At 67.6% G+C, this 20,688-nt stretch carries 22 protein-coding genes; 5 read left to right on the top strand and 17 right to left on the bottom strand.

The features are described from left to right. Positions 1-23: 23 nt before the first annotated feature. A complete protein-coding gene (locus tag ASG27_RS01120; protein WP_056410422.1) occupies positions 24-599 on the bottom strand; it encodes an MOSC domain-containing protein in 576 nt (191 codons plus the stop codon). A gap of 73 nt (positions 600-672) precedes the next feature. Further along, positions 673-1,194, bottom strand: coding sequence for a flavin reductase family protein (locus ASG27_RS01115; protein WP_056163102.1), 522 nt, complete (start codon positions 1,192-1,194; stop codon positions 673-675). Between the two features lie 188 nt (positions 1,195-1,382). On the opposite strand from ASG27_RS01115, the gene ASG27_RS01110 reads away from it, so the two are divergent. Together ASG27_RS01110 and ASG27_RS01105 are read left to right on the top strand one after the other, a co-directional pair. Next, on the top strand, positions 1,383-2,171 hold the full coding sequence (locus tag ASG27_RS01110) for an alpha/beta fold hydrolase (RefSeq protein ID WP_056410420.1): 789 nt from the start codon (positions 1,383-1,385) through the stop codon (positions 2,169-2,171). Between the two features lie 129 nt (positions 2,172-2,300). Continuing rightward, positions 2,301-3,074: a YdcF family protein gene (locus ASG27_RS01105; protein ID WP_056410418.1), complete on the top strand. Its 774-nt coding sequence runs from the start codon at positions 2,301-2,303 to the stop codon at positions 3,072-3,074. Positions 3,075-3,083: 9 nt separating this feature from the next. Here the strand turns inward: ASG27_RS01105 and ASG27_RS01100 are convergent, their stop codons facing one another. The 3 genes from ASG27_RS01100 to ASG27_RS01090 are packed head-to-tail and all read right to left on the bottom strand — an operon-like array spanning position 3,084 to position 5,419. Then, positions 3,084-3,431, bottom strand: coding sequence for a hypothetical protein (locus ASG27_RS01100; RefSeq protein WP_056410416.1), 348 nt, complete (start codon positions 3,429-3,431; stop codon positions 3,084-3,086). 51 nt (positions 3,432-3,482) lie between these two features. Then, positions 3,483-4,043, bottom strand: coding sequence for an NAD(P)H-dependent oxidoreductase (locus ASG27_RS01095; RefSeq protein ID WP_056411566.1), 561 nt, complete (start codon positions 4,041-4,043; stop codon positions 3,483-3,485). Between the two features lie 38 nt (positions 4,044-4,081). Further along, positions 4,082-5,419 (bottom strand): D-amino acid dehydrogenase, encoded by a 1,338-nt coding sequence (locus tag ASG27_RS01090; RefSeq protein ID WP_056411565.1) that lies wholly within the window; start codon positions 5,417-5,419, stop codon positions 4,082-4,084. 117 nt (positions 5,420-5,536) lie between these two features. Here ASG27_RS01090 and ASG27_RS01085 point away from each other — a divergent pair, with 117 nt between their 5' ends. Together ASG27_RS01085 and ASG27_RS01080 are read left to right on the top strand one after the other, a co-directional pair. Beyond that, the gene (locus tag ASG27_RS01085) at positions 5,537-6,448 is read left to right on the top strand and encodes a LysR family transcriptional regulator ArgP (RefSeq protein ID WP_056410413.1); all 912 of its coding nucleotides are present in this window, start codon (positions 5,537-5,539) and stop codon (positions 6,446-6,448) included. A 113-nt stretch (positions 6,449-6,561) separates the two neighbouring features. Beyond that, the gene (locus tag ASG27_RS01080) at positions 6,562-7,185 is read left to right on the top strand and encodes a TetR/AcrR family transcriptional regulator (protein ID WP_156370394.1); all 624 of its coding nucleotides are present in this window, start codon (positions 6,562-6,564) and stop codon (positions 7,183-7,185) included. A gap of 87 nt (positions 7,186-7,272) precedes the next feature. Here the strand turns inward: ASG27_RS01080 and ASG27_RS01075 are convergent, their stop codons facing one another. The 4 genes from ASG27_RS01075 to ASG27_RS01060 all read right to left on the bottom strand — a co-directional run bounded on the left by ASG27_RS01075 (position 7,273) and on the right by ASG27_RS01060 (position 10,271). Then, positions 7,273-7,728: a fasciclin domain-containing protein gene (locus tag ASG27_RS01075; RefSeq protein WP_056410411.1), complete on the bottom strand. Its 456-nt coding sequence runs from the start codon at positions 7,726-7,728 to the stop codon at positions 7,273-7,275. Positions 7,729-7,894: 166 nt separating this feature from the next. Next, complete coding sequence (locus tag ASG27_RS01070; RefSeq protein WP_056410408.1) at positions 7,895-8,317, bottom strand: universal stress protein; 423 nt, start codon at positions 8,315-8,317, stop codon at positions 7,895-7,897. A 116-nt stretch (positions 8,318-8,433) separates the two neighbouring features. Continuing rightward, a complete protein-coding gene (locus ASG27_RS01065; RefSeq protein ID WP_056410407.1) occupies positions 8,434-9,279 on the bottom strand; it encodes a metallophosphoesterase in 846 nt (281 codons plus the stop codon). Positions 9,280-9,311: 32 nt separating this feature from the next. Next, complete coding sequence (locus ASG27_RS01060; protein WP_056411561.1) at positions 9,312-10,271, bottom strand: LysR family transcriptional regulator; 960 nt, start codon at positions 10,269-10,271, stop codon at positions 9,312-9,314. Between the two features lie 137 nt (positions 10,272-10,408). On the opposite strand from ASG27_RS01060, the gene ASG27_RS01055 reads away from it, so the two are divergent. After that, entirely contained in the window at positions 10,409-10,849 is a 441-nt protein-coding gene (locus ASG27_RS01055) for a hypothetical protein (protein WP_056163122.1), read from the top strand. Between the two features lie 213 nt (positions 10,850-11,062). On the opposite strand, the gene ASG27_RS01050 is transcribed toward ASG27_RS01055, so the two are convergent. The 8 genes from ASG27_RS01050 to ASG27_RS01020 form a co-directional block, all read right to left on the bottom strand. Beyond that, on the bottom strand, positions 11,063-12,934 hold the full coding sequence (locus tag ASG27_RS01050) for a phosphoenolpyruvate carboxykinase (GTP) (RefSeq protein ID WP_056410406.1): 1,872 nt from the start codon (positions 12,932-12,934) through the stop codon (positions 11,063-11,065). 441 nt (positions 12,935-13,375) lie between these two features. Continuing rightward, positions 13,376-14,083, bottom strand: a complete 708-nt coding sequence (gene queC, locus ASG27_RS01045; RefSeq protein WP_056410405.1) for a 7-cyano-7-deazaguanine synthase QueC — start codon at positions 14,081-14,083, stop codon at positions 13,376-13,378. 67 nt (positions 14,084-14,150) lie between these two features. Continuing rightward, the gene (locus ASG27_RS27210) at positions 14,151-14,300 is read right to left on the bottom strand and encodes a hypothetical protein (protein WP_200912360.1); all 150 of its coding nucleotides are present in this window, start codon (positions 14,298-14,300) and stop codon (positions 14,151-14,153) included. A gap of 130 nt (positions 14,301-14,430) precedes the next feature. Further along, positions 14,431-15,630 carry a threonine ammonia-lyase gene (locus ASG27_RS01040; RefSeq protein ID WP_056410400.1) on the bottom strand — a complete coding sequence of 400 codons (1,200 nt, stop codon included), beginning with the start codon at positions 15,628-15,630 and terminating at the stop codon, positions 14,431-14,433. A 52-nt stretch (positions 15,631-15,682) separates the two neighbouring features. Beyond that, complete coding sequence (locus ASG27_RS01035; RefSeq protein WP_056410395.1) at positions 15,683-16,906, bottom strand: hypothetical protein; 1,224 nt, start codon at positions 16,904-16,906, stop codon at positions 15,683-15,685. A 180-nt stretch (positions 16,907-17,086) separates the two neighbouring features. Next, positions 17,087-17,947: a hypothetical protein gene (locus ASG27_RS01030; RefSeq protein ID WP_235508462.1), complete on the bottom strand. Its 861-nt coding sequence runs from the start codon at positions 17,945-17,947 to the stop codon at positions 17,087-17,089. Positions 17,948-18,088: 141 nt separating this feature from the next. Continuing rightward, entirely contained in the window at positions 18,089-19,981 is a 1,893-nt protein-coding gene (recQ, locus tag ASG27_RS01025; protein ID WP_235503855.1) for a DNA helicase RecQ, read from the bottom strand. Positions 19,982-20,248: 267 nt separating this feature from the next. After that, entirely contained in the window at positions 20,249-20,599 is a 351-nt protein-coding gene (locus ASG27_RS01020; protein ID WP_056163143.1) for an RNA recognition motif domain-containing protein, read from the bottom strand. Between the last annotated feature and the right edge of the window lie 89 nt (positions 20,600-20,688).

Genomic DNA, 20,688 nt, shown 5'->3' with positions numbered 1-20,688 from the left:
GGGGGGCTCCGGGCTGCAGCCGGTCAGCGGATGTGCTTGGCGAACTTGGCCGCAAAGGCCTGCGCAATGCTCAGGCTGCGCTGCCCGGGCACCAGCGTGGCCGTCTGGCCTGCGGCGAGCGTGCCCGGCCGGTCCACCGCCAGGTAGTAGCCGCAGCAGCCGGCGATCGCCATCGCGCGCCCGGCCTGCGCAAAGCCCATCACGGCGTTGAACTTGGAGCAGGGCTCGCGGGGCGCCGTCACGCGCAGCACGCAGTCCGGGAAGTGCAGCTCGTCGCCCACGAAGATCTCGTGCTCCAGCGGCCCGTCCACGGTGAGGTTCTCCCCCACGAACCCTGGCGGCAGCGCTTCGTCGAAGAGGCTCACGCCGCGCTCCAGGCGCTGGGCCTGCCAGAACGCGTAGTGCACGGCCGGGTAGGCGTACACGGCCTTTTGCAGGCCGCCATGGATGCTCAGCTCCACCTGCTCGTCGCCGTGCAGTCCCAGCGGGCCGGCAGGGACCGCGCCCTGCACAGGCGACTTGCCGATGCCGGTGAGCAAGCTGCGCTCGCCCACGCGCAGGCGCCGGGCGGTGCCGATGTTGATGCTGCGGATGTGCATGAAGAAGACGGGAAGCTAGCAGGTGGCGTGCGTGGGTGGCCAACGCAAAAACGCCGCGGCCGGGGGCCGTGCGCTACAGCGGGTGCTCGGTGTAGAACCGGCCGCCGTGGTACAGCAGCGGCGGCACGCCCGCGCGGTGGCTGCAGCGCTCGACCTCGCCCACGAAGATCACGTGGTCGCCTTCTTCGTAGCGGCTGCGGTTGAAGCACTCGAAGGTCGCGGCGGCACCTGCCAGCACCGGTGCGTTGCTGATGCCCGGGCTGTGGTCCACGCCGGTCCAGCGGTCCACGCCTTTGGAGGCGAAGCGCTCGGCCAGCGACTTCTGGTCGGCCGCCAGCACGTTGATGGCGTAGTGCGAGCCGTTGGCAAAGGCCGGCATCGACGCGGCGGCGCGCGACAGGCTCCAGAGCACCAGGGGCGGGTCCAGCGACACGGAGTTGAAGGAGCTCGCGGTGAGCCCCACCAGCGCACCGTCGCCGTTGCGCGCGGTGACGATGGTGACGCCGGTGGCGAACATGCCCAGCGCATCGCGGAATTCGCGGACGGAAAAGCTGGGGGGGCGGGCGAGGGCAGGGCGGGGCAAGGGCAGGTTCACAACAGCAGCGGCACGGCGAAGGCGCAAGGGCCAGAGCAGCCATTATGAAACGCCCTCCGTAACCGCGCCGTCGCCAGGGCTGCGCCGGTGCGTGAAGGCCTGCGCGCCCGACTGCCGATAATCGGGGCATGGCAGGTGCGGGATGTCTGCCGCCCCCGCCGATTTGTTCTTCATCCAACCCCGACCGCATGGCTCTTCTTCCCACCTTCACCACCCTGGGCTCCGGCGCTACCGTGCTCATGCTGCACGACGCCGATGGCGACCACCTCACGTTCGCCCCGCAGGTGGAGGCGCTCGCGACCGCCGGGTACCGCGCCGTGGCGTGGAACATGCCGGGCTACGGCCGCAGCGCGCCGATCGAGCCCTACAGCTTCAAGGGCCTGGCCGAGAGCTGTCTCCTGCTGATCGAGGCCCTGCAATGTGGCTCCGTGTCCCTGGTGGGCCATGGCATGGGGGCCATGGTGGCGCTGGAAGTGGCGGTGCGCAAGCCGGCGGCGGTGCGGCGCCTGGTGCTGTGCGCCGGTGGCCCGGCCCTGGATGCGCAGGCCACGCAGGACTGGGTGGCGCCCCGGCTGGCGGCGCTGCAGGCGCTGGAGCAGGGCGGCAGCATGGAGCAACTGGCGAACACCCTGGTGCCGCGGTTCATCGGCACGGGTGCGCTGCCCGAGGGCGCGCGGCTGGCCACGCATGCGCTGTCGCAGGTCTACCCCGGCGCCTACCGGCGTGCCCTGCAGGCAATGGGCACCTTCGACCGCGGCGCTGCGGCGCTGCGGTCCCTGAGCCTGCCCACCCTGCTGGTGGGCGGCGGCCAGGACCGCTGCACGCCGCCTGAAGCGCTGCAGGCCCTGGCCCAGGTGATGCCCGATGCCGAGCACCTGAACCTGCCGCACGTGGGCCACTGGCCGCAGCTGGAAGACCCGGAGGGCTTCGGCGGCGCGCTGATGGAGTTCCTGGTGCGCCCGCGGGTGCTGCATTGAAGCCCGCCGGGTGAATGCGCCGCGCTGGCGGCCTGGCCATGCTGGCGGCTGCGCGCCATCGGACGGCGCGGGCCTCGGCGGCCGTGGCCGCGCCGCACCGGCATGATCGCCGCCCCTCTCTTTGCCTCTATGTGGTTCCTTCTCAAGAAAATCCTGTCTGCCGTGCTGATGCCCCCGGTGCTCAGCATCCTGCTGGCCTTCGTGGGCCTGTGGATTGCGCGGCGCCACCGCCGCACCGGCCTGCTGATCGCGGTGCTGTCGCTGCTGTCCGTGCTGGCGCTGTCCTGGCCGCCGGTGTCTGTGGCGCTGGTGCGCAGCCTGGAGCAGTATCCGTCCATCGCGCAGGCCGACCTGGCCCGTGCCCAGGCCATCGTGGTGCTGGGCGGCGGTGCCGACGCCACCGCACCCGACAACGGCACCGATGTGCTCAGCCGCGGCGCGCGCGAGCGGCTGCGCTACGCGGTGGCGCTGCAGCGGCAGACCGGGCTGCCGCTGCTGGCCACCGGCGGCTCGTTCGGCGGCGCCCGGGCCGAAGCGCTGGTCATGAAGGACGTGGCCGAGCATGAGCTGCGCGGCCGCGTGCGCTGGACCGAAGTGCATTCGCTTGACACGCAGGGCAATGCGGCGAATTCCGCGCCCGTGCTCAAGGCCGCGGGCATCGAGCGCATCGCGCTGGTGACCCACGGCTGGCACATGGTGCGCGCGGCCGATCTGTTCCGGCGCCAGGGGCTCGACGTGCTGCCTGCGCCCATGGGGCTCACCTACACATCGTCCCACCGCCTGCAGCGGCTGTTGCCGCGTGCCTCGGCGCTGGCGGACAGCAGCCTGGCGCTGCACGAGTGGCTGGGCATTTTGGCGCAGCGCGGGGGCGCGTGGGTGCGCAGGGTGGCGGGCTCCGCCTGAGCCTGCAGTCTAGGTGAGTGGGGTGGGTTGCGTGGGCGGCAAGGTCCATCCACGGGCCAGGAGCTTCTGCTGCAGATCGGCCAGTGCGTTCGCCGCGCCGGCGTGCTGCTCCAGTTCGATGTAGATGCTGTTTTGCGGCTTCTCTGGCTCCCACAGGTCACCGCGCACCCTGCAGATGGCCTGCCCCAGGGCCGCACCGCCATGCGCCTGCCAGTAGAAGTCGTAGCTCTGGTTGGCGCCATGGCGCTCGATGAAGCGCGGTGCGTGTGCGCCCAGCGTGTCGAACACCCGCTGTGCCGCGGACTGCAGCGCCAGCCCCGGCGGTGGCGGTAACAGCAGCAGCGTGAGGGTGGTCACCCGGTCACCATGTCGGCGTGCGTCAGGGGTTGTGCCAGCGTGGCCGGCGCCTCAGGCCGCGGCCAGGAACGTCGCCGCAGCGGCCACGGCCTGTGCATCTGCCTGCACGGCATTGGGCGGCCCGCCCTTGCCCCAGAGCGCGCCGCCCCAGGTCATCGACAGGAACTTGGCGCACAGCTCCACGGAGTCGATCATGGGCTGGGCCTTGGCCCGGTCGCCGCTGGTGGTGATGAGGGCCAGCGTCTTGGCGCCCATGGGCTCCTTGAACGCCAGGCCCGGCACGCGCATCCAGGCGCTCCAGTGGTCCAGGTAGGTCTTGAGCGGCGACGGGATGCTGTACCAGTACACAGGGGCCGCGAAGACGATGTGCGTGGCCGCGAGCGTGGCGTCCAGCAGGGTCTTCATGTCGCCTTCGGGCGGCGCATAGGTGCCCGAGGTGTGGCGCTGGTCCACGAAAGGCGGCAGGTCCATGCGCGCCAGGTGGTGCCAGGTCTGCGCGGTACCGGCAGGCAGCGCGGCGGCAGCCTGGCGGGCCAGCCACTCGGTATTGCCGGTGTGGCCTGGCTCGCGGGTGGAGGTGGTGAGAAAGAGGTAGTGCGGTGCTGAAGACATGGCGGGCATCGTAGCGAAACCCGCCTTTCTCTGCAGGCTCAGGCCGCAACCACGGCGCGGGGCGCGCGTGCTGCCTCGGTCCCCAGAAAGCCGAAGTTCATCGCGGGCCGTTCGCCGCAGATGAGTTCGGCCAGCGCCTTGCCGGAGCCTGCACCGTGCGTCCAGCCCAGCGTGCCGTGGCCGGCGTTGACCCAGAGCTTGCCCACGCGGGTCTGGCCGATGAAGGGAATGTTGGTGGGCGTGGCGGGGCGCAGGCCCGTCCAGTACTGCGGGTTGCCGCCTTCTTCGGGCGTGCGGGTGTCGCACACGCCGGGCAGGATGGTCTCGATGCGGCGCGACAGCATGTGGCAGCGGGCGCGTGCGAGGGTGCTGTCCAGCGACAGGTCGTAGCCATTGAGCTCGATGGTGCCCGCCACGCGCAGGTGGTTGCCCAGCCGGCTCATGGCGATCTTCTTGCCGTCGTCGATGGTCGACACCATGGGCGCGCCCTCGGGCTTGAGCAGCGGGAACGTGGCGCTGTAGCCCTTGCCGGGGTAGATGGGCAGGTCCACGCCCACGGTGCGCAGCAGCGGCGCGCTGTAGGAGCCGCAGGCCACCACGACGGCATCGCCCTTCACTATGAAGTCTTTTTTGCCGCCACCGCTTGTCTGGCGTGCCATGACAGCTACTGAATCGATAGCATCGCCGATCTTGTTGAGGCGCAGCACGTCGTGGCCGTACAGGAACTGCGCGCCACGCTCCAAGCAGCGGCGGGCCAGCTCCTGCGTGAACACGCGGGCATCGCCGCTTTCGTCGGTGCTGGTGTAGGTGCCGCCGGTGATCTTGTCGCCGTAGGCCTTGAAGGCGGGCTCGATCTGCAGCAGCTCGTCGCGGCTCACCAGGCGGCGCTGCACGCCGTGCCGGCGCATGAGCTCCACCGCGTGGCCGGCGGCATCGAACGACTTCTGGTCGGTGTAGAAGTGGGCAATGCCGCGCTCCAGGCGGTTGTATTCGATGCCCGTGGTGCTGACCAGGTCCTTGAGCGCCGCATGGCTGTACGCGCCCAGCGCCACGATCTGCTGCACATTGCGCTCGAACGCCGCATCGTTGCACTGCGCGAGGAACTGAAGGCCCCAGCGCCACTGCTGCCAGTCCAGGTGCGGGCGAAACAGCAGTGGTGCTTCGTTGTCGAACATCCACTTGAGCGCCTTGAGCGGCGCATCGCGGTTGGCCCAGGGCTCGCAGTAGCTCACCGAGATCTGCGCGGCATTGGCAAAACTGGTCTCCAGCGCCGCATCGGGCTGGCGGTCGACCACGACGACCTCATGGCCCCGTTCGAGCAGGTGCCAGGCGGTGCTGATGCCGATGATGCCGGCGCCCAGGATGATGGTTTTCATGGGGCGCAGTGTGATCCACATTGCGTTCCACTAAAAGCAAAATTAAACTTACTCCAAAAACATCAGCAGGCCTAATGAAGCGGGCCGCGCTGCACCCGGTTCATACGCTGTCACATCATGAGCACCTACGACCCCGCCGCCCTGGAATGCCTTGCCGCCATCGTCGAAGAGGGCGGCTTCGAGCGCGCGGCGCAGCGCCTGAACGTGACCCAGTCCGCCGTCTCGCAGCGCCTGCGCGCGCTGGAGGCGCAGGTGGGCTCGGTGCTCATCGTGCGCAGCCGGCCGCTGCGGCCGACGTCGGCGGGGCAGTTGCTGCTCAAGCACACCAAGCAGCTGCGCCTGTTGCGCGCCGACCTGGAGCGCGACCTGCACGAGCTGGCACCGAGCGCGCCGGGCGGCACGCGCGAGGACGAGCGCATCTCCATCGCCATCAACGCCGACAGCATCGCCACCTGGGCCATGGGGGCGCTGCACGACCTGGTGTGCCAGCGCCTGCCGCTCGAAATCATCGTGGACGACCAAGACTTCACGCAGGAGTGGCTGCGCTCGGGCCAGGTGCTGGGCTGCGTGACCACGCTCAAGCAGGCGCTGCGCGGCTGCAAGATGGTGCCGCTGGGCGCCATGCCCTATGTGGCGGTGGCGGCCACCCGCTATGCCGAGCAGCACCTGCCCCAGGGGCTCACACCCCACAACTTCCGCGAGGTCTCGTTCCTGTCCTTCAACCGCAAGGACGACATGGCCGCCGAGTTCGTCGCCCGGGCCTTTGGCTTGAAGCGTGTGGCCCTGAACCACCTGTTCGTGCCGGGCTCGGAGGCGCAGTTGCGGGCCGTCGCCGCGGGCTGGGCGGTGGGGGTGATCCCCGAACTGCTCGCCCGCCCCGCCATCGCGGACGGCAGCCTGGTCAACGTGGCGCCGGGCCGCTCGTTGCCCATCCAGCTGTACTGGCACTGCTGGAACCTGGAATCGGAATTGCTAGATGCCTTGACCGCCGCGCTCACCACCGCGGCAGCGCATTCGCTGGTGCCATGACGGCGGAGGGGAGGCTGCGGTGCCCGGTTGCCGGCCTTGCGATGCCGGTTATGTCGTGAACGACGTAGTTGCATTGCAACTTGGTCATTTATTTTTCTACCGGAATGTATAAAATGGACGGCATGCAAACGCAGCCCACCAAACCGTCGTTCAAGGAGCAGATGCACCAGGCCCGCGAGGAAGCCATCCTGCGCTCCACCTGCCAGCTGCTCGGCGAAAAAGCCTTCGACGCCATGACCATGGACGACGTGGCCAACGCCGTGGGCATCGCCAAGGCCAGCCTGTACAAGCATTTCTGCAGCAAGGAAGAGCTGTGCAGCGCCGCCATGGTGCAGATCCTGGGGCGGGTGAAGGCCTACCTGGCCAGCCTCCCGCAGGAGATGCCGCCGGTGGAGAAGCTGCAGGCGCTGGTGCGCTGGTCGCTGGAGCGCCTGCTGACCAACGAAATGCCGCTGCTGCCCAGCCGCAACTCCACGCTGCGCGCGGTGCTGATGGCCAACAAGGACTACCTCGACGGCCTGGTCACCGTGAGCGATCAGATCGGCGAGTGGATCACCGTGGCCCAGTCGCAGGGCCTGATCAACCCCACGCTGCCGCCGCTGGTGGTGCTCTACACGCTGTACGCCCGCGCCTGCGACCCGGTGGTGAGCTTCCTCAAGGAAGGCGGCCAGTATTCGGACGCCGAGATCATCGACCTGGTGGTGCGCACCTGCTTCGAAGGGCTGGCGGCACGCTGAGACGCCCCGCATCGACGAAAAAAAGCCCGGCTTGCCGGGCTTTTTGCTGCGTGGCTGGCCCCGATGGCAGGCCAGCCCTCGGGGTGGTCACTTGGGCATGAGCACGGTGTCGATGGCGTGGATTACGCCGTTGCTGGCCGGCACGTCGGTCGCGATGACCTTGGACTGGTCGACCATCACGCCCATGCTGGTGGACACGGTGAGTTCCTGGCCCTGCACGGTCTTGACCTTGCCGGCCTTCACATCCTTGGCCATGACCTTGCCGGGCACGACGTGGTAGGTCAGCACCTTGGTCAATGCGGCCTTGTCGGCCAGCAGGCTGTCCAGGGTAGCCTTGGGAATCTTGGCGAATGCTTCGTCGGTGGGCGCGAACACCGTGAACGGGCCCGGGCCCTTCAGGGTGTCCACCAGCCCGGCTGCCTGCACGGCTGCGACCAGCGTCTTGAAGTTGCCGGCCTTCACGGCGGTATCAACGATGTCCTGCGCCATGGCGCTGAAGGTGGCGCCAGCAGTCAGGGCGATTGCGATCAAGGTCTTCTTCATGGGTCGTTCCTCTCGGTTTCGATGGAAATGACACGCCAAGATGGGCGTGGCGCGACTGTATAACCAATTGGTCTCAAAGTAAACCAATTGGTTATTCAATGACCGATTGGTAAAATTTGGACACAAAAAAGCCCCGCCAGGGCGGGGCTGCGTTGGGCGCGGAAGCTCAGCGCACCAGGAGCACCGGCACCTTGCTGTGCGCCAGCACCTGGGTGGTCACCGAGCCCATCACCAGCGTGGCCAGCGCGCCGTGGCCGTGGGAGCCCATCACCAGCAGGTCGAACTTGCCCGAGTCCGCGACCTTGGCGATGGACTCGCCGACCGCGCCCACCTTGACGCTGCGCTTGGCATCGATACCGTGGCGGCCGAGGAACTTGCACACGGGGGCGAGGACTTTCTCGGCTTCTTCGGCGTGGTAGTTGTCCACCACGTCCTTGCCCAGCGCGGAGCGTGCGCGGGCGGGCAGCGGGGCCTGCACGGTGAGCACGGTGTACTGGTGGTTGCCGCTGAGCAGTTCCTCGTGGGTGGCGAGGTAGGCCAGCATTTTCTTGGTGTACGCGCTGCCGTCGACAGCAAGCAGGATGTTCATGAGGTGCTCCAGAAAAAGGGATGGGGTCAGACTACTGCGCGGGGACTTCTGTTGTCTTGACTTGGGTCATGCTTTTTCTCCTGCGCTGGCGGTGCCTCGTGGCACCGTCAAGCCCATCATACGGTGACGCAAAAATGCGGCTCGAACGCAGCCTGCTCGCCCTTGCGGGCATAGCCCAGCGGGTTGGCCACCACGCGGCACTGCCAGGGCCGCCCGTTGTCGCGCACGCCCCGCACCAGGTAGTCGCTGGGGGCGTGCAGGTGCCCGTGCAGCCAGAGCTGGGCCTGGGGCAACAGGGCATCGAGCGCATTGCAAAAGCCTGCGGTGCCTGGCACCAGGCCGTAGCGCGGGTCGGCGCTTTTCAGGCTGGGCGCGAAGTGCGTGACCACCACCGTGGGGCCGTCGAAGGGCGTGGCCAGTGCCGCCGTGAGCCAGGCCTGGCTGGCCAGGGCTTCCTCGCGCATGGACTCTGCCAAAAAGGGCTCGCCCTGGCGCGTGCCGCCCGTCTTGCGCAGGTAGAAGTTTGCGGCGCGGAAGGCCTTGTCGCGGTGCTTCAGGCGGCGGGTGATGTCGGTCGTGCCTTCATGGTCGGCCAGGGCGTCGAAGTCGCTCCAGAGCGTGGCGCCGACAAAGCGCACGCCCTGCAGTGTCAGCGTTTCACGCTCCAGCCACACAATGCCCAGCCGCTCGCAGGTGCGGCGCAGGCGGGCGTGGGCTTCGTCGAAATCCTGCGCGTCGTACTCGTGGTTGCCGGGTACGAAGAGCACCGGCGTGGGCCAGCCCGCGTACTGGGGCAAGGGTGAAAAGCGCGCCAAGCCGAAGTCGTCGTCGGCCAGCAGGGAGCCGGTCTGGTAGGAGCCCACGTCCCCGGCCAGCACCAGCACGTCGGCACCGGGCGCAGGTTCGGGCTTGAAATGGGGGTGGACCTCCAGGTGCAGGTCGGACAGCAGTTGAATCTTCATGGACCGGGCAGTCTACGTCCTCGCGCTGGGGCTCAGGCTTCGGGGAAGGTCCGCCGGGCCGACCGGGCCAGGGCCTGCAGCAGCCACGTCATGGCAGTCTGCTGGGCGCTGCGGCGGCGCCACAGCGCATCCACGTGCACGGGCGGCACGTCCAGCGGCAGGGTGCGCTGCACCAGCGCATCGGCAATGCCCGTCACCGGAACGAAGTGGCGCGGCAGCACGGTGAGCAGGTCCGAGCCCGACACCACCCGTCCGGCCGTGAAGAACTGGTTGACGGTGATTACCACCTTGCGCTCGCGCCCCAGCGACGCCAGGGCCTCGTCAATGAAGCCGAACGGCCGGCCCGAGAAGCTCACCAGCATGTGGCGGGCCTCGCAGTAGGCGTCCAGCGTCAGGGGCGCGGTGGCCAGCGGGTGGCCCTGGCGCATCACGCACACGTATTCGCCGTCGTACAGACGCCGGCTCTCGAAAGCCACCGCATCGCCCGACTGGGCGCGTGCCGTCAGGTCCGCCAGCACGGCGGGGAAGTAGCCCACGGCCATGTCGGCCGCCTCGTCATCGAGCAGGCGCCGCGGGTCACGCGTGGTCAGGGGCAGCACGCGGATGGCGATGCCGGGCGCCTCGCGCTCGATGATCTCGACCAGCGCCGGCACCAGCGTGGCCGCGGTGGCGTCGGCCATGGCCAGCACGAAGGTGGATTCGGCCGTGGCAGGGTCGAACCGCCCGGGCGAAAAGGACTCCTGCAGCTGCGCCAGCGCCTCGCGCACCGGGGGCCACAGCGCCAGCGCACGCGCGGTGGGCTCCACCCCCTGGCCGCTGCGCACCACCAGCTCGTCGCCCACCACGTCCCGTAGGCGGCGCATCGCGTTGCTCACGGCGGGCTGGGTGATGGACAGCTTGTGGGCGGCGCGCGTCAGGCTGCGCTCGGCCATCACCTCGTCGAAAACACGCAACAAGTTGAGGTCCAGCGAGCGGAAGTTCAAAGGTGTCATGGCTTTGCCTGCCAGCAATTATCACCAATGTGAATATCCATGATTCAAAATATAAACTTGAATGCTGAAAGGGTAAACCCTAATATCACCCCATCGCCCGGCAATCACGCCACAAGCGTTAGAAAAGGGAAACCGAAATGACCACCTTCGCACACGTTGACTACCCCACCGAACACCTTGGCGTTGTACGCGCCGAAAATGCCGCCGCTGCCCTGAAGCGCGCTGCCACCCAATTTGACGGCGCCCGTGGCGCTGCCACCCTCCTGCTGGCTGCCGTGGTGTCCGCACTGCTGGTGGTGGCCCACCAGGTGGTCGACACCTGGACTGAAGGCCACCTGCTGGCTGCCTGGATGGTGCTGTGGCTCGTCGCCTTCGCCGCCCTGGCCCTGCTGACGTCGCCAGCCCGCCGCGCCAGCGCTGTCCTGCGCGTGGCTGGCAAGGCCTTCACCGAAAACCGCCGCCGCGCTGCCGAAGACGAGCGCACCTGGCAAGTCGCCATGAAGGATCCCCGCATCATGGCTGAACTGAACCACGCCATGGGCATCGCCACGGTGAGCGACATCCGCAAGTACTACTGAGATGGACCGTGCGGCCAGGCCGCACGATCCGCCGAACTACTTTGAAAGCCGTGGCGTTCGCGCCACGGCTTTTTTTGTGCCCCGAGGCTTGGCGCGGCACGCGCCCGAGGTACATGCGGCAAAGGCAGGCGTCAAAAAAACCGCCCGGTCACCAGACGGGGCGGTTTTCAGGGGCGGGGCTGACCCGGCTGCGGGGCCGGGCAGGCTACCGGGTCAAGCCGCGAGGCGCTTTTCCAGTGCGGCCTTGGTATCGAGCAGCGCCTTGGGCAGGTGGTACGCCAGTTGCTCGAAATGCGCGTCGTGCAGCTTGAACTCCTCGGCCCAGGCGGCCTTGTCGATGTGCGTCACGGCTTCGAACTGCTGGGCGTTGAAGTCGATGCCTGTCCAGTTGATCTCGGCGTACTGGGGTGCCACACCGAACATCGTCTCCGTGCCCTGGGCCGTGCCTTCGATGCGGTCGATCATCCACTTGAGCACGCGCATGTTGTCGCCGTAACCGGGCCAGACGAACTTGCCGGCCTCGTCCTTGCGGAACCAGTTCACGCAGAAGACCTTGGGCAGCGGCTTGCCGGTGGCGGCGATCTTGCCTTCCATGTCGAGCCAGTGCTGGAAGTAGTCGCTCATGTTGTAGCCGCAGAACGGCAGCATGGCGAACGGGTCGCGGCGCACCACGCCCTGGGCGCCGAAGGCGGCGGCGGTGGTCTCCGAGCCCATGGTCGCGGCCATGTACACGCCTTCCGTCCAGGTGCGGGCTTCCGTCACCAGGGGCACTGTGGTGGAGCGGCGGCCGCCGAAGATGAACGCGTCGATCGCCACGCCGTTGGCGTCGTCCCACTGCGCATCGAGCGCGGGGTTGTTGGCGGCAGCCACCGTGAAGCGGGAGTTGGGGTGGGCGGCCTTGGCGCCGGTTTCCTTGGCGATCTGGGGCGTCCAGTCCTTGCCTTGCCAGTCGATCAGGTGGTCCGGGAGCTTGCCGGTGTCCTTTTCCATGCCTTCCCACCACACGTCGCCGTCGTCCGTGAGGGCCACGTTGGTGAAGATCACGTCCTTGTCCAGGCTCTTCATGCAGTTGGGGTTGGTGTGCATGTTGGTGCCGGGGGCCACGCCGAAGTAGCCGGCTTCGGGATTGATGGCGACCATCTTGCCGTCGGCGTTGGGCTTGATCCAGGCGATGTCGTCACCGATGGTGGTGACCTTCCAGCCGGCAAAGCCTGCCTCGGGCGGCACCAGCATCGAGAAGTTGGTCTTGCCGCAGGCGCTGGGGAAGGCCGCAGCCACGTGGTACTTCTTGCCGGCGGGGTTGGTCACGCCCAGGATGAGCATGTGCTCGGCCAGCCAGCCCTGGTCGCGGCCCATGGTCGATGCGATGCGCAGGGCCAGGCACTTCTTGCCCAGCAACGCGTTGCCGCCGTAGCCCGAGCCGTACGACCAGATCTCGCGCGTTTCGGGGTAGTGCACGATGTACTTGACCTTGGGGTTGCAGGGCCAGCTCGTGGTGTCCTTCTCGCCGTCGGCCAGGGGGGCGCCCACGGTGTGCATGCAGGGCACGAACTCGCCTTCCACACCCAGCACGTCGTACACGGCCTTGCCCATGCGGGTCATCAGGCGCTGGTTCACGGCCACGTAGGCGCTGTCGGTCAGCTCCACGCCGATGTGGGCGATGTGGCTGCCCAGCGGGCCCATGCTGAAAGGCACCACGTACATGGTGCGGCCCTTCATGCAGCCGTCGAACAGGGGCTGCAGCGTGGCGCGCATCTCGGCGGGGGCCATCCAGTTGTTGGTGGGGCCGGCGTCTTCCTTGGCGGCCGAGCAGATGTAGGTGCGGTCTTCCACGCGGGCCACGTCCGACGGGTCGGACCAGGCCAGGAAGCTGCCAGGGCGCTTGGCGGGGTTGAGCTTCTTGAAGGTGCCGGCATCGACCAGCTGCTGGCACAGGCGGTCGTACTCTTCCTTCGTGCCATCGCACCAGTAAATGCTTTCGGGCTTGCACAGGGCGGCCATGTCGGCCACCCAGGCGAGCAGCCGGGCGTTCTTCACGTAGGTGGGGGCGTTGAGATTCAGGCCCTGCATGGTGGGTGCGTTCATCGGGAGCTTCCTAAGTTAAAAAACAGTTTTTTCAAAGGAAGCGAACCCGGTGGTACGCGGCAAGGCCTGGCGCAGGTGCGATGCTGAGCGCTGCCTTTGAAAAAACGGCTTTCGTGCTCAGTCGGCGGGCGGGCGCAGGGGTCAGCCCCACGGTGTGGCGGCTATTCCACGGAGTCCGCGGGTCGGCTGGGATGTCAATTTTATGAATCTGCTGCCGACTTGTCTGTCAGACTCGCCCCAAAATTATGCAAAAAATGCATGGGGTTATGCGGCCACAAACCGGCGCGCGCGACGCCAGTGTCCCCGTGGAGCTGGCAGCCAGGTCACTGCGGATGCGCCCCTTCGGCGGCGCAGGCCCGCGGCTCCGAGCCTGCCTGCACAGGCGTGGACAGGCACCGGAGGCCGCCCTTTGACGCGCGCCACCGATGCGCCGCAGGCGACTCAGGGGGTCTTCTGTCCACTCCAGCGCTCGTACCCGGCCTTGCGCAATTCGCAGGCGGGGCAGGTGCCGCAGCCATGCCCCCAGGCATGCAGCGTGCCGCGCACGCCGTGGTAGCAGGTGTGCGACTCGGTGATGATCAGGTCCACCAGCGCGTCCCCACCCAGGGTGCGGGCCAGCTCCCAGGTGTCGGCCTTGTCCAGCCACATGAGCGGCGTGTCGAACGTGAAGCGCTGCCCCATGCCCAGCGACACGGCCACCTGCAGGGCCTTGAGCGTGTCGTCGCGGCAGTCGGGGTAGCCTGAAAAATCGGTCTCGCACATGCCGCCCACCAGGGTGTGCAGGCCGCGGCGGTAGCCCACCGCAGCCGCCAGGTTGAAGAACAGCAGGTTGCGGCCGGGCACGAAGGTGTTGGGCAGCCCGGCGGCCGTCATCTGGATCTCGGCATCGCTGGTCAGCGCGGTGTCGCTGATGTGGCCCAGCACGGCCAGGTCGAGCATGTGATCCTCGCCGAGGCGCTCGCGCCACTGCGGAAAACGCTCGCGCATCTGCGCCAGCACCGTCTGGCGCGCCTGCAGCTCCACATGGTGGCGCTGGCCGTAGTCGAAGCCGATGGTCTCCACATGGGCGAACTGGGTGAGCGTCCAGGCCAGGCAGGTGGTGGAGTCCTGTCCACCGGAGAAAAGAACGAGGGCGTGTCCGGGTCGCATGGCAAGGCTCCTGGCGAGGGCAAAAAAAAGCCCCGCAGCGCGGGGCTTGTGGCGATGTTCCGGTGGCTCAGGCCATGTACACGGCGATGAACGCCAGCAGGAAGATCAGCACGCCGCCCACCACGGGCAGCACGACCGGGGCCACGTGGACCACGTTCTCCACGGGGTCGTGGGGGTGGGATTCGGCGGGTGCGTGTGCGGTGTTGTGTTCGGACATGGGGCGGCTCCAGATGCTTAAAACTTGCGCAATTCTAGCCGCGAGCGGCGCACACTCCAAACGGCGGGACCGGTTCGCCGCGCCGCAGACGATCACGCCAGCGCAAACCCTGCCCATCGCCGGCCGGTTCTCAGATCAGCGCCGCCTCCATGCCCGCCTCGCGCAGGCGGCCCAGCACGTCGTCGATGTGCGTCTTGCCCCGGGTCTGCAGCACCAGTTCGATCTCCACGTTCTGCGCCGCCAGCATGGTGAAGGCGCGCTGGTGGTGCACCTCTTCGATGTTGGCGCCCGCGTCGGCCACGGTGGCCGTGATGCGCGCCAGCACGCCGGGCACGTCGCGCGCGCTGACCTTGATGCGGGCCAGGCGGCCGGACCGCACCATGCCGCGCTCGATGATCGCGGCCAGCAGCAGCGGGTCGATGTTGCCGCCACACAGCACCAGGCCCACGCGCTTGCCCCTGAAGCGCTCGGGGTAGCGCAACAATGCGGCCAAGCCCGCAGCGCCCGCGCCTTCGACCAGGGTCTTCTCGATCTCCAGCAGCATCAGCACGGCCTGCTCGATGTCGCCCTCATCCACCAGCACCAGGTCGTCCACCAGGCGCTTGACGATCTCCTGCGTGATCTTGCCGGGCGTGCCCACGGCGATGCCTTCGGCGATGGTCGAGGTGCCCTGCGGGTGGCGGGTGCCCTGGACCGCATTCACCATGGCCGGAAAGCGCGTGGTCTGTACGCCCACGATCTCGATGCCGGGCTGGATGGCCTTGGCCGCCGTCGCCACGCCCGAGATCAGCCCGCCGCCGCCCACCGCAATCACCAGCGTGTCCAGGTCGGGCACGGCCTGCAGCATCTCCAGGCCCAGCGTGCCCTGGCCGGCCGCCACGCCTTCATCGTCGTAGGGGTGCACGAAGGTCAGCCCCTGCGCATCGGCCAGCGCATAGGCATGGGCGCGGGCTTCTTCCAGCGTATCGCCATGCAGCACGACCTCGGCGCCGAAGCCGCGGGTGCGCTCCACCTTCACGCCGGGCGTGAAGCGCGGCATCACGATCACCGCGCGCAGCCCCAGGCGCTGCGCATGGTAGGCCACGCCCTGCGCGTGGTTGCCGGCGCTCATGGCCACCACGCCGCGGGCGCGCTCTTCGTCGGACAGCAGCGTGAGCCGGTTGCACGCGCCGCGCTCCTTGAAGGACGCGGTGAACTGCAGGTTCTCGAACTTGAGGAACACCTGCGCCCCCACGATCTGCGAGAGCGTCTTGGACTCCACGCAAGGGGTATCGAGCACATGGCCCTGCAGGCGGGTGGCGGCGTCGCGGATGTCTTGGAGGGTCAGCATGGCGCCATTGTGGCGCAGCCCGGGGCGCGGTGGCCGCAGGGCGGGTACGCCATCACGCGTTGACCGCGTCCATGCTGGTGGCCCTGGCCCGCAGCCTCTCCATGCACCCCGCATCCGGGAACTTCACCACCTCATACCGCGGCAGCACATACGGCAACCGCTGGGCACCGGAGCCTGCAATCTCCAGAAAGTCCGCCATGGTGACGATCAGCGGATCTGCACCTTCCCCTTCACTCAGCAGGACCAGATCCGCAGTGGGCAGCCAGGTATGGACGTCCCGAGGCAGGACGGCGTAGCTGATGAGCTGCCCGTCTGCAGACCTTTCCACCAGCGTGTGCGTGGCAACGAACACATCCGTGCCCGCCTGCTCTTGCGCGATGTCCATCGCCTGCTTCTGCTCGGCGTAGCCGCTGGCCAGAAGCTCGCGCTGCAAACGCTTCAGCGCCTGCCCCGCCTCGCCGGGTGGCGTCCACGGGGCCCAGGTCTTGTCGGTCAGGGTGAACATGTCGGCGGACAAGGGCCGCGATTCCTCGAAGAGGATGCGGCGGGCCTGGCCGACCATCTCGATCAAGGCGGCTTCGTTGTCTGCGCCGCAGACCAGCAGGCAACTGCGGTTGGGCACCATCGCCACCGGCTGCGCGCCGACGGGCAACTGCCAGACCAGCTCGTGCACCAGGATGCGTGCGGCGTCGTAGTAGTCGCCGTAGTGCGACCCGAACAGCCCGCGGCTGATCTCATGGAACGCGGGAGCCGCCTGGTGGCGAAGGTTGTCGACGGCCACCAGCAGCACTTCGTCGAATGTCTTGTTCCAGCGCTTCAACGCATCGTCGCCGATCTGCTTGATGTTCAGCTCGCTGTCGATGGCCAAGGCAATGCCCAGGTCGTTCGACAAGGGGCGAAAGCACATGATGTCCGACAGTGCTTTTTCATCGCCTGCATCGATGCGCATCAGATCCACACCCGACAGGTTTCTCAGCACGGGCAGCAGCCGGTCCTTGACCTCTTCGTAGACATCCTCCGAGCTGCCTGCAGACACCATGCCCCGGACGAAGCGGTCCAGCTGCTGCTGTCGCATCGCCGGGTCGGCACGGCGGTAGTCCGTGAAGATGTTGTGCAGATTGATCAACAGCCCGTCGGACTGCCGGATCTGGAATCTTTCCCGGTCCAGCGTGAAGGTGTGTTCTGGCCAGGTGCGCCGCAGTGCCTCCAGCGCGATGTCGGCGAACTTGTCTGCGCTGAGGGGGCGGTGAAAGAGATTCTTGAAGAAATTGAGCACGGTGTCTGGCAGTGGGTGTGGCGATAGAGGCGCCCGGGGGCATGCCAGGCGCCGATGCATCGGCAACGGTGCAGCACCGGGCTGCGCCGGCGTGGTGTGGGGCCGTGCCCCACCGCGCAGGGCTCGGCCCCGGGTGCGGGTTGCCTGAGAGGCACCCGCCACACCAAAGACGCTGCGTGTTTACTGGGGCACGCCGAACTGGGAGATGTGTTCGATGTGCTGCTGCAAGGCGGATGCATTGCCCGAGCCCACTTCCGCATTCTTGTACAGCAGGCCGGTGCCCACACCCTTGGGCGTGGTCAGGCGGCGGATGTACAGCGTCTGCTGGGCGCTGTTGGCAGACGCCACCGAGTAGCCTTCGCCTTCGTTCACGCTGTAGATGAAGACATAGGTGCGCACGACCTGGTTGCTGGAATTGATCTTGACGCACAGCACATTGCCGCTCAGGGCGCCACGCACCTGATGCTCGCAACCGAAACTCTGGGCGGTGTTGGCCATCAGGCCGTTGCCGTTGCTGGTCGCGCCCAGGTTGGTGTTGAATTCCACCAGGTCCGACTGCAGGCCTTCGCTGCCGATGGAGTTCAGCGTCCAGAAGCCGCGCAGGCTCTCCGCCACGGCGCCGTAACCGAAGTTGAAGCGTGCAATCGCCACTTCGGGCTCGTTCGGAAAGGTGATGAACCCAGTCGTGCCCGTGGTGAATCGCACGGTCACATTGCCCGGGCTTCCTGCCGCCGTGCCCGAGCGGGCACCACTGCCGAAGAAGCGGCCGCCGGTGTACTTGTTCAGCGGTGCCGTCACCTTGTTGTCCACCATGTCGCCCACGGCGAGGTAGAAGGTCGACTGGCCGCTGTTCTCGTACGCATACATCTGCATCACCAGCGTGGTGTTCTGCACGTCGATGCCGAAGCCCCGGCCGGGCTTGCCGTCCATCTCCGACGTCACGATCCAGGTACCCGCTTGGGGGGAGAACGCCTGCGCCAGACCTGCACCCAACAGTGCGACGACCCCCAGAATTTTCTTGAACATCCGCGTCTTTCTCATTGGTTGAACCTCCCTTCGAGGCGAGGAAGGTTATAGCCGATCCGCAAGACGGTCTCTGCCTGCAACGGCAGGAGACACTGCCGAATGTCCGGCACCGGGCGATGAAACCCAACGCGGCATCAGGGCTTCAACCCCCGGCGATCAGGCGTTCGTGCACACCCTGAGCACCTCGGCCCCGTAGGCATCGAGCTTCTTCGCACCCATGCCGCTGATGCCCTGCAGGTCGTCCAGCGTGGTCGGGTTGCGCTCGGCAATTGCCGCCAGCGTGGCGTCGTGAAAGATCACGTACGCGGGCAGGTTGTGCTCTCGCGCGACTTCGGCGCGCCAGGACTTGAGGTTGATGAAGCGCACCTGGGCGTCCGGGCCCAGGTTGGCGGCGGCGGCCGGAGGGGCGCTGCCCTTGCGGGCGCGCTTGGCCGGTGCGGACGACACCGATTCGCGCAGCTGCACCGGCACCTCGCCCTTGAGCACGGCGCGCGAGCCTTCGGTGAGGCACAGGGTGTCGAAGCTGTGGCCGCTGTCCAGCATGACCTTCTGCAGGCCCAGCGCGCCGGTAGCGATCAGCTGGCGCAGTACGCCGCGCAGCTGGGGCTCGGTCAGGTCCGCGCCGATGCCGAAGGTGGAGATCTTCTCGTGCCCGAACTGCGCGACCTTCTCGGTCTTCTTGCCGCGCAGGATGTCCATGATGTGCCCCGTGCCAAAGCTGATGCCGCTGGCCTGGTTCACGCGGTAGATGGTGGACAGCAGCTTGCGCGCGGCATCGGTGGCATCCCACACCGCGGGCGGGCTGATGCAGTTGTCGCAGTTGCCGCAGGGCGTGGACTGTTCGCCGAAGTAGGCCAGCAGCCGCACGCGGCGGCAGTCGGTGGCCTCGGCCAGCGCCAGCAGCGCGTCGAGCTTGCCGCGCAGCGCCTGCTTGAACTCCTCGCCCGCCGGGCTTTCGTCGATCATGCGGCGCTGGTTGACCACGTCGTTCAGGCCATAGGCCATCCAGGCGTCGGCATTCAGGCCGTCGCGGCCCGCGCGGCCGGTCTCCTGGTAGTAGCCCTCGATGTTCTTGGGCATGTCCACGTGCGCCACGAAGCGCACGTCGGGCTTGTCGATGCCCATGCCGAAAGCGATGGTGGCGACCATCACGATGCCCTCTTCGCGCAAGAAGCGGTCCTGGTTCTTCTGGCGCACCTTGGTATCGAGGCCCGCGTGGTAGGGCAGGGCATTGACGCCCGCGTCGCTCAGCGTGGTCGCCAGCTCTTCCACGCGCTTTCTGGACTGGCAGTACACCACGCCGGCCTCGCCCGCATGCTCGCGCTCGATGAAGCGCAGCAGCTGCGTGGTGACGTCCTTTTTTTCCTCGATGCGGTAGCGGATGTTGGGCCGGTCGAAGCTGCTGATGAACAGCCGCGCGTCTTCCAGCTGCAGCCGCTCGATGATGTCGGCGCGCGTGAGGTCGTCGGCCGTGGCCGTGAGCGCGATGCGCGGCACGCCCGCATAGCGCTCGTGCAGCACCGTGAGCGCCCGGTACTCGGGGCGGAAGTCGTGGCCCCACTGGCTCACGCAGTGCGCCTCGTCGATGGCAAACAGGCTCAGCACGCCCTGCTGGTACAGGTCGTCCAGCAGACCGAGGAAGCGCGGCGTGTTCAGCCGTTCGGGCGCGGCATACAGCAGCGTGATGGCGCCCGTCTGCAGGCGAAACTCCACGTCCTGCGCTTCGTCGTAGCTCAGCGTGGAGTTGAGGAACGCCGCCTCCACGCCCGCCTCGTGCAGCGCGCCCACCTGGTCGTGCATCAGCGCGATCAGTGGCGAGATCACGATGGTCACCCCGCGCCCCTGCTGCTGGCGCACGATGGCCGGCACCTGGTAGCACAGGCTCTTGCCGCCCCCGGTGGGCATCAGCACCAGCGCGTCGCCCCCGCCGATCACATGCTCGACGATGGCCTGCTGCGGGCCGCGGAACTGCTCGTAGCCGAAGACGTCCTGCAGGACGGTGTGGGCGGGGGATGCGGAGGGGGCGGAGGACAGGCGGGAGGACGACAACGGATACTCTGAATTTGATAGCTGCCAGCGCTTGCCTGGCAAGCGGTAGAGGCCAATTGGATCAATATTTCGCGGCAGGCGCGCCCGCAGGCGAAGGGGCTATTGTGCGCCGGGCACCGCGTACGTCCCCACAGCCGGCATCAGGACCGCCGCGGCCAAGCCCCGCAAGGGCCCCGGCCGCGGCACAGCGGCTGGCGGGGCGCCGTGGCCGGGGCGAAAAAAAACCGGCTCCACAGAGCCGGTTTTCAGGACACGGGAAGACCCGGTTCAGTAGCGGCCGCCGCCGAAGCCGCCGTTGCCGTAGCCCACGTCCGAGCGCTTGCCGGCGTTGTAGCCTGCGTCGCTGTAGCCACCCGAGCTGCGGTTGTCTTCGCGTGGGCGGGCCAGGTTCACGACGATGGAGCGGCCGTCGACCGACATGCCGTGCAGCGCGGTGATGGCGGCCTGGGCGACTTCGGCGTTGGCCATTTCGACAAAGCCGAAGCCCTTGGAGCGGCCGGTTTCGCGGTCCATCATGACCTTGGCGGAAGACACGCCGCCGAACTCGGCGAAGTTGCTTTCCAGGCTGGAATCGGTCACGGAGTAGGGCAGGTTGCCCACATAGATCTTGGTGCTCATGGGAGAGTCTTTCTAAAGGATGGCGCGCAGCGAAGGGCGTACCGTTGGGGTGGGTGTGCGGACCGGGAGGAGCCCGCAACCACGGGGAA

Origin of the sequence: Acidovorax sp. Leaf191, from assembly GCF_001424425.1 — a bacterium.
Lineage (GTDB): Bacteria > Pseudomonadota > Gammaproteobacteria > Burkholderiales > Burkholderiaceae_C > Acidovorax.
This window is presented reverse-complemented; position numbering and strand designations above follow the sequence as displayed.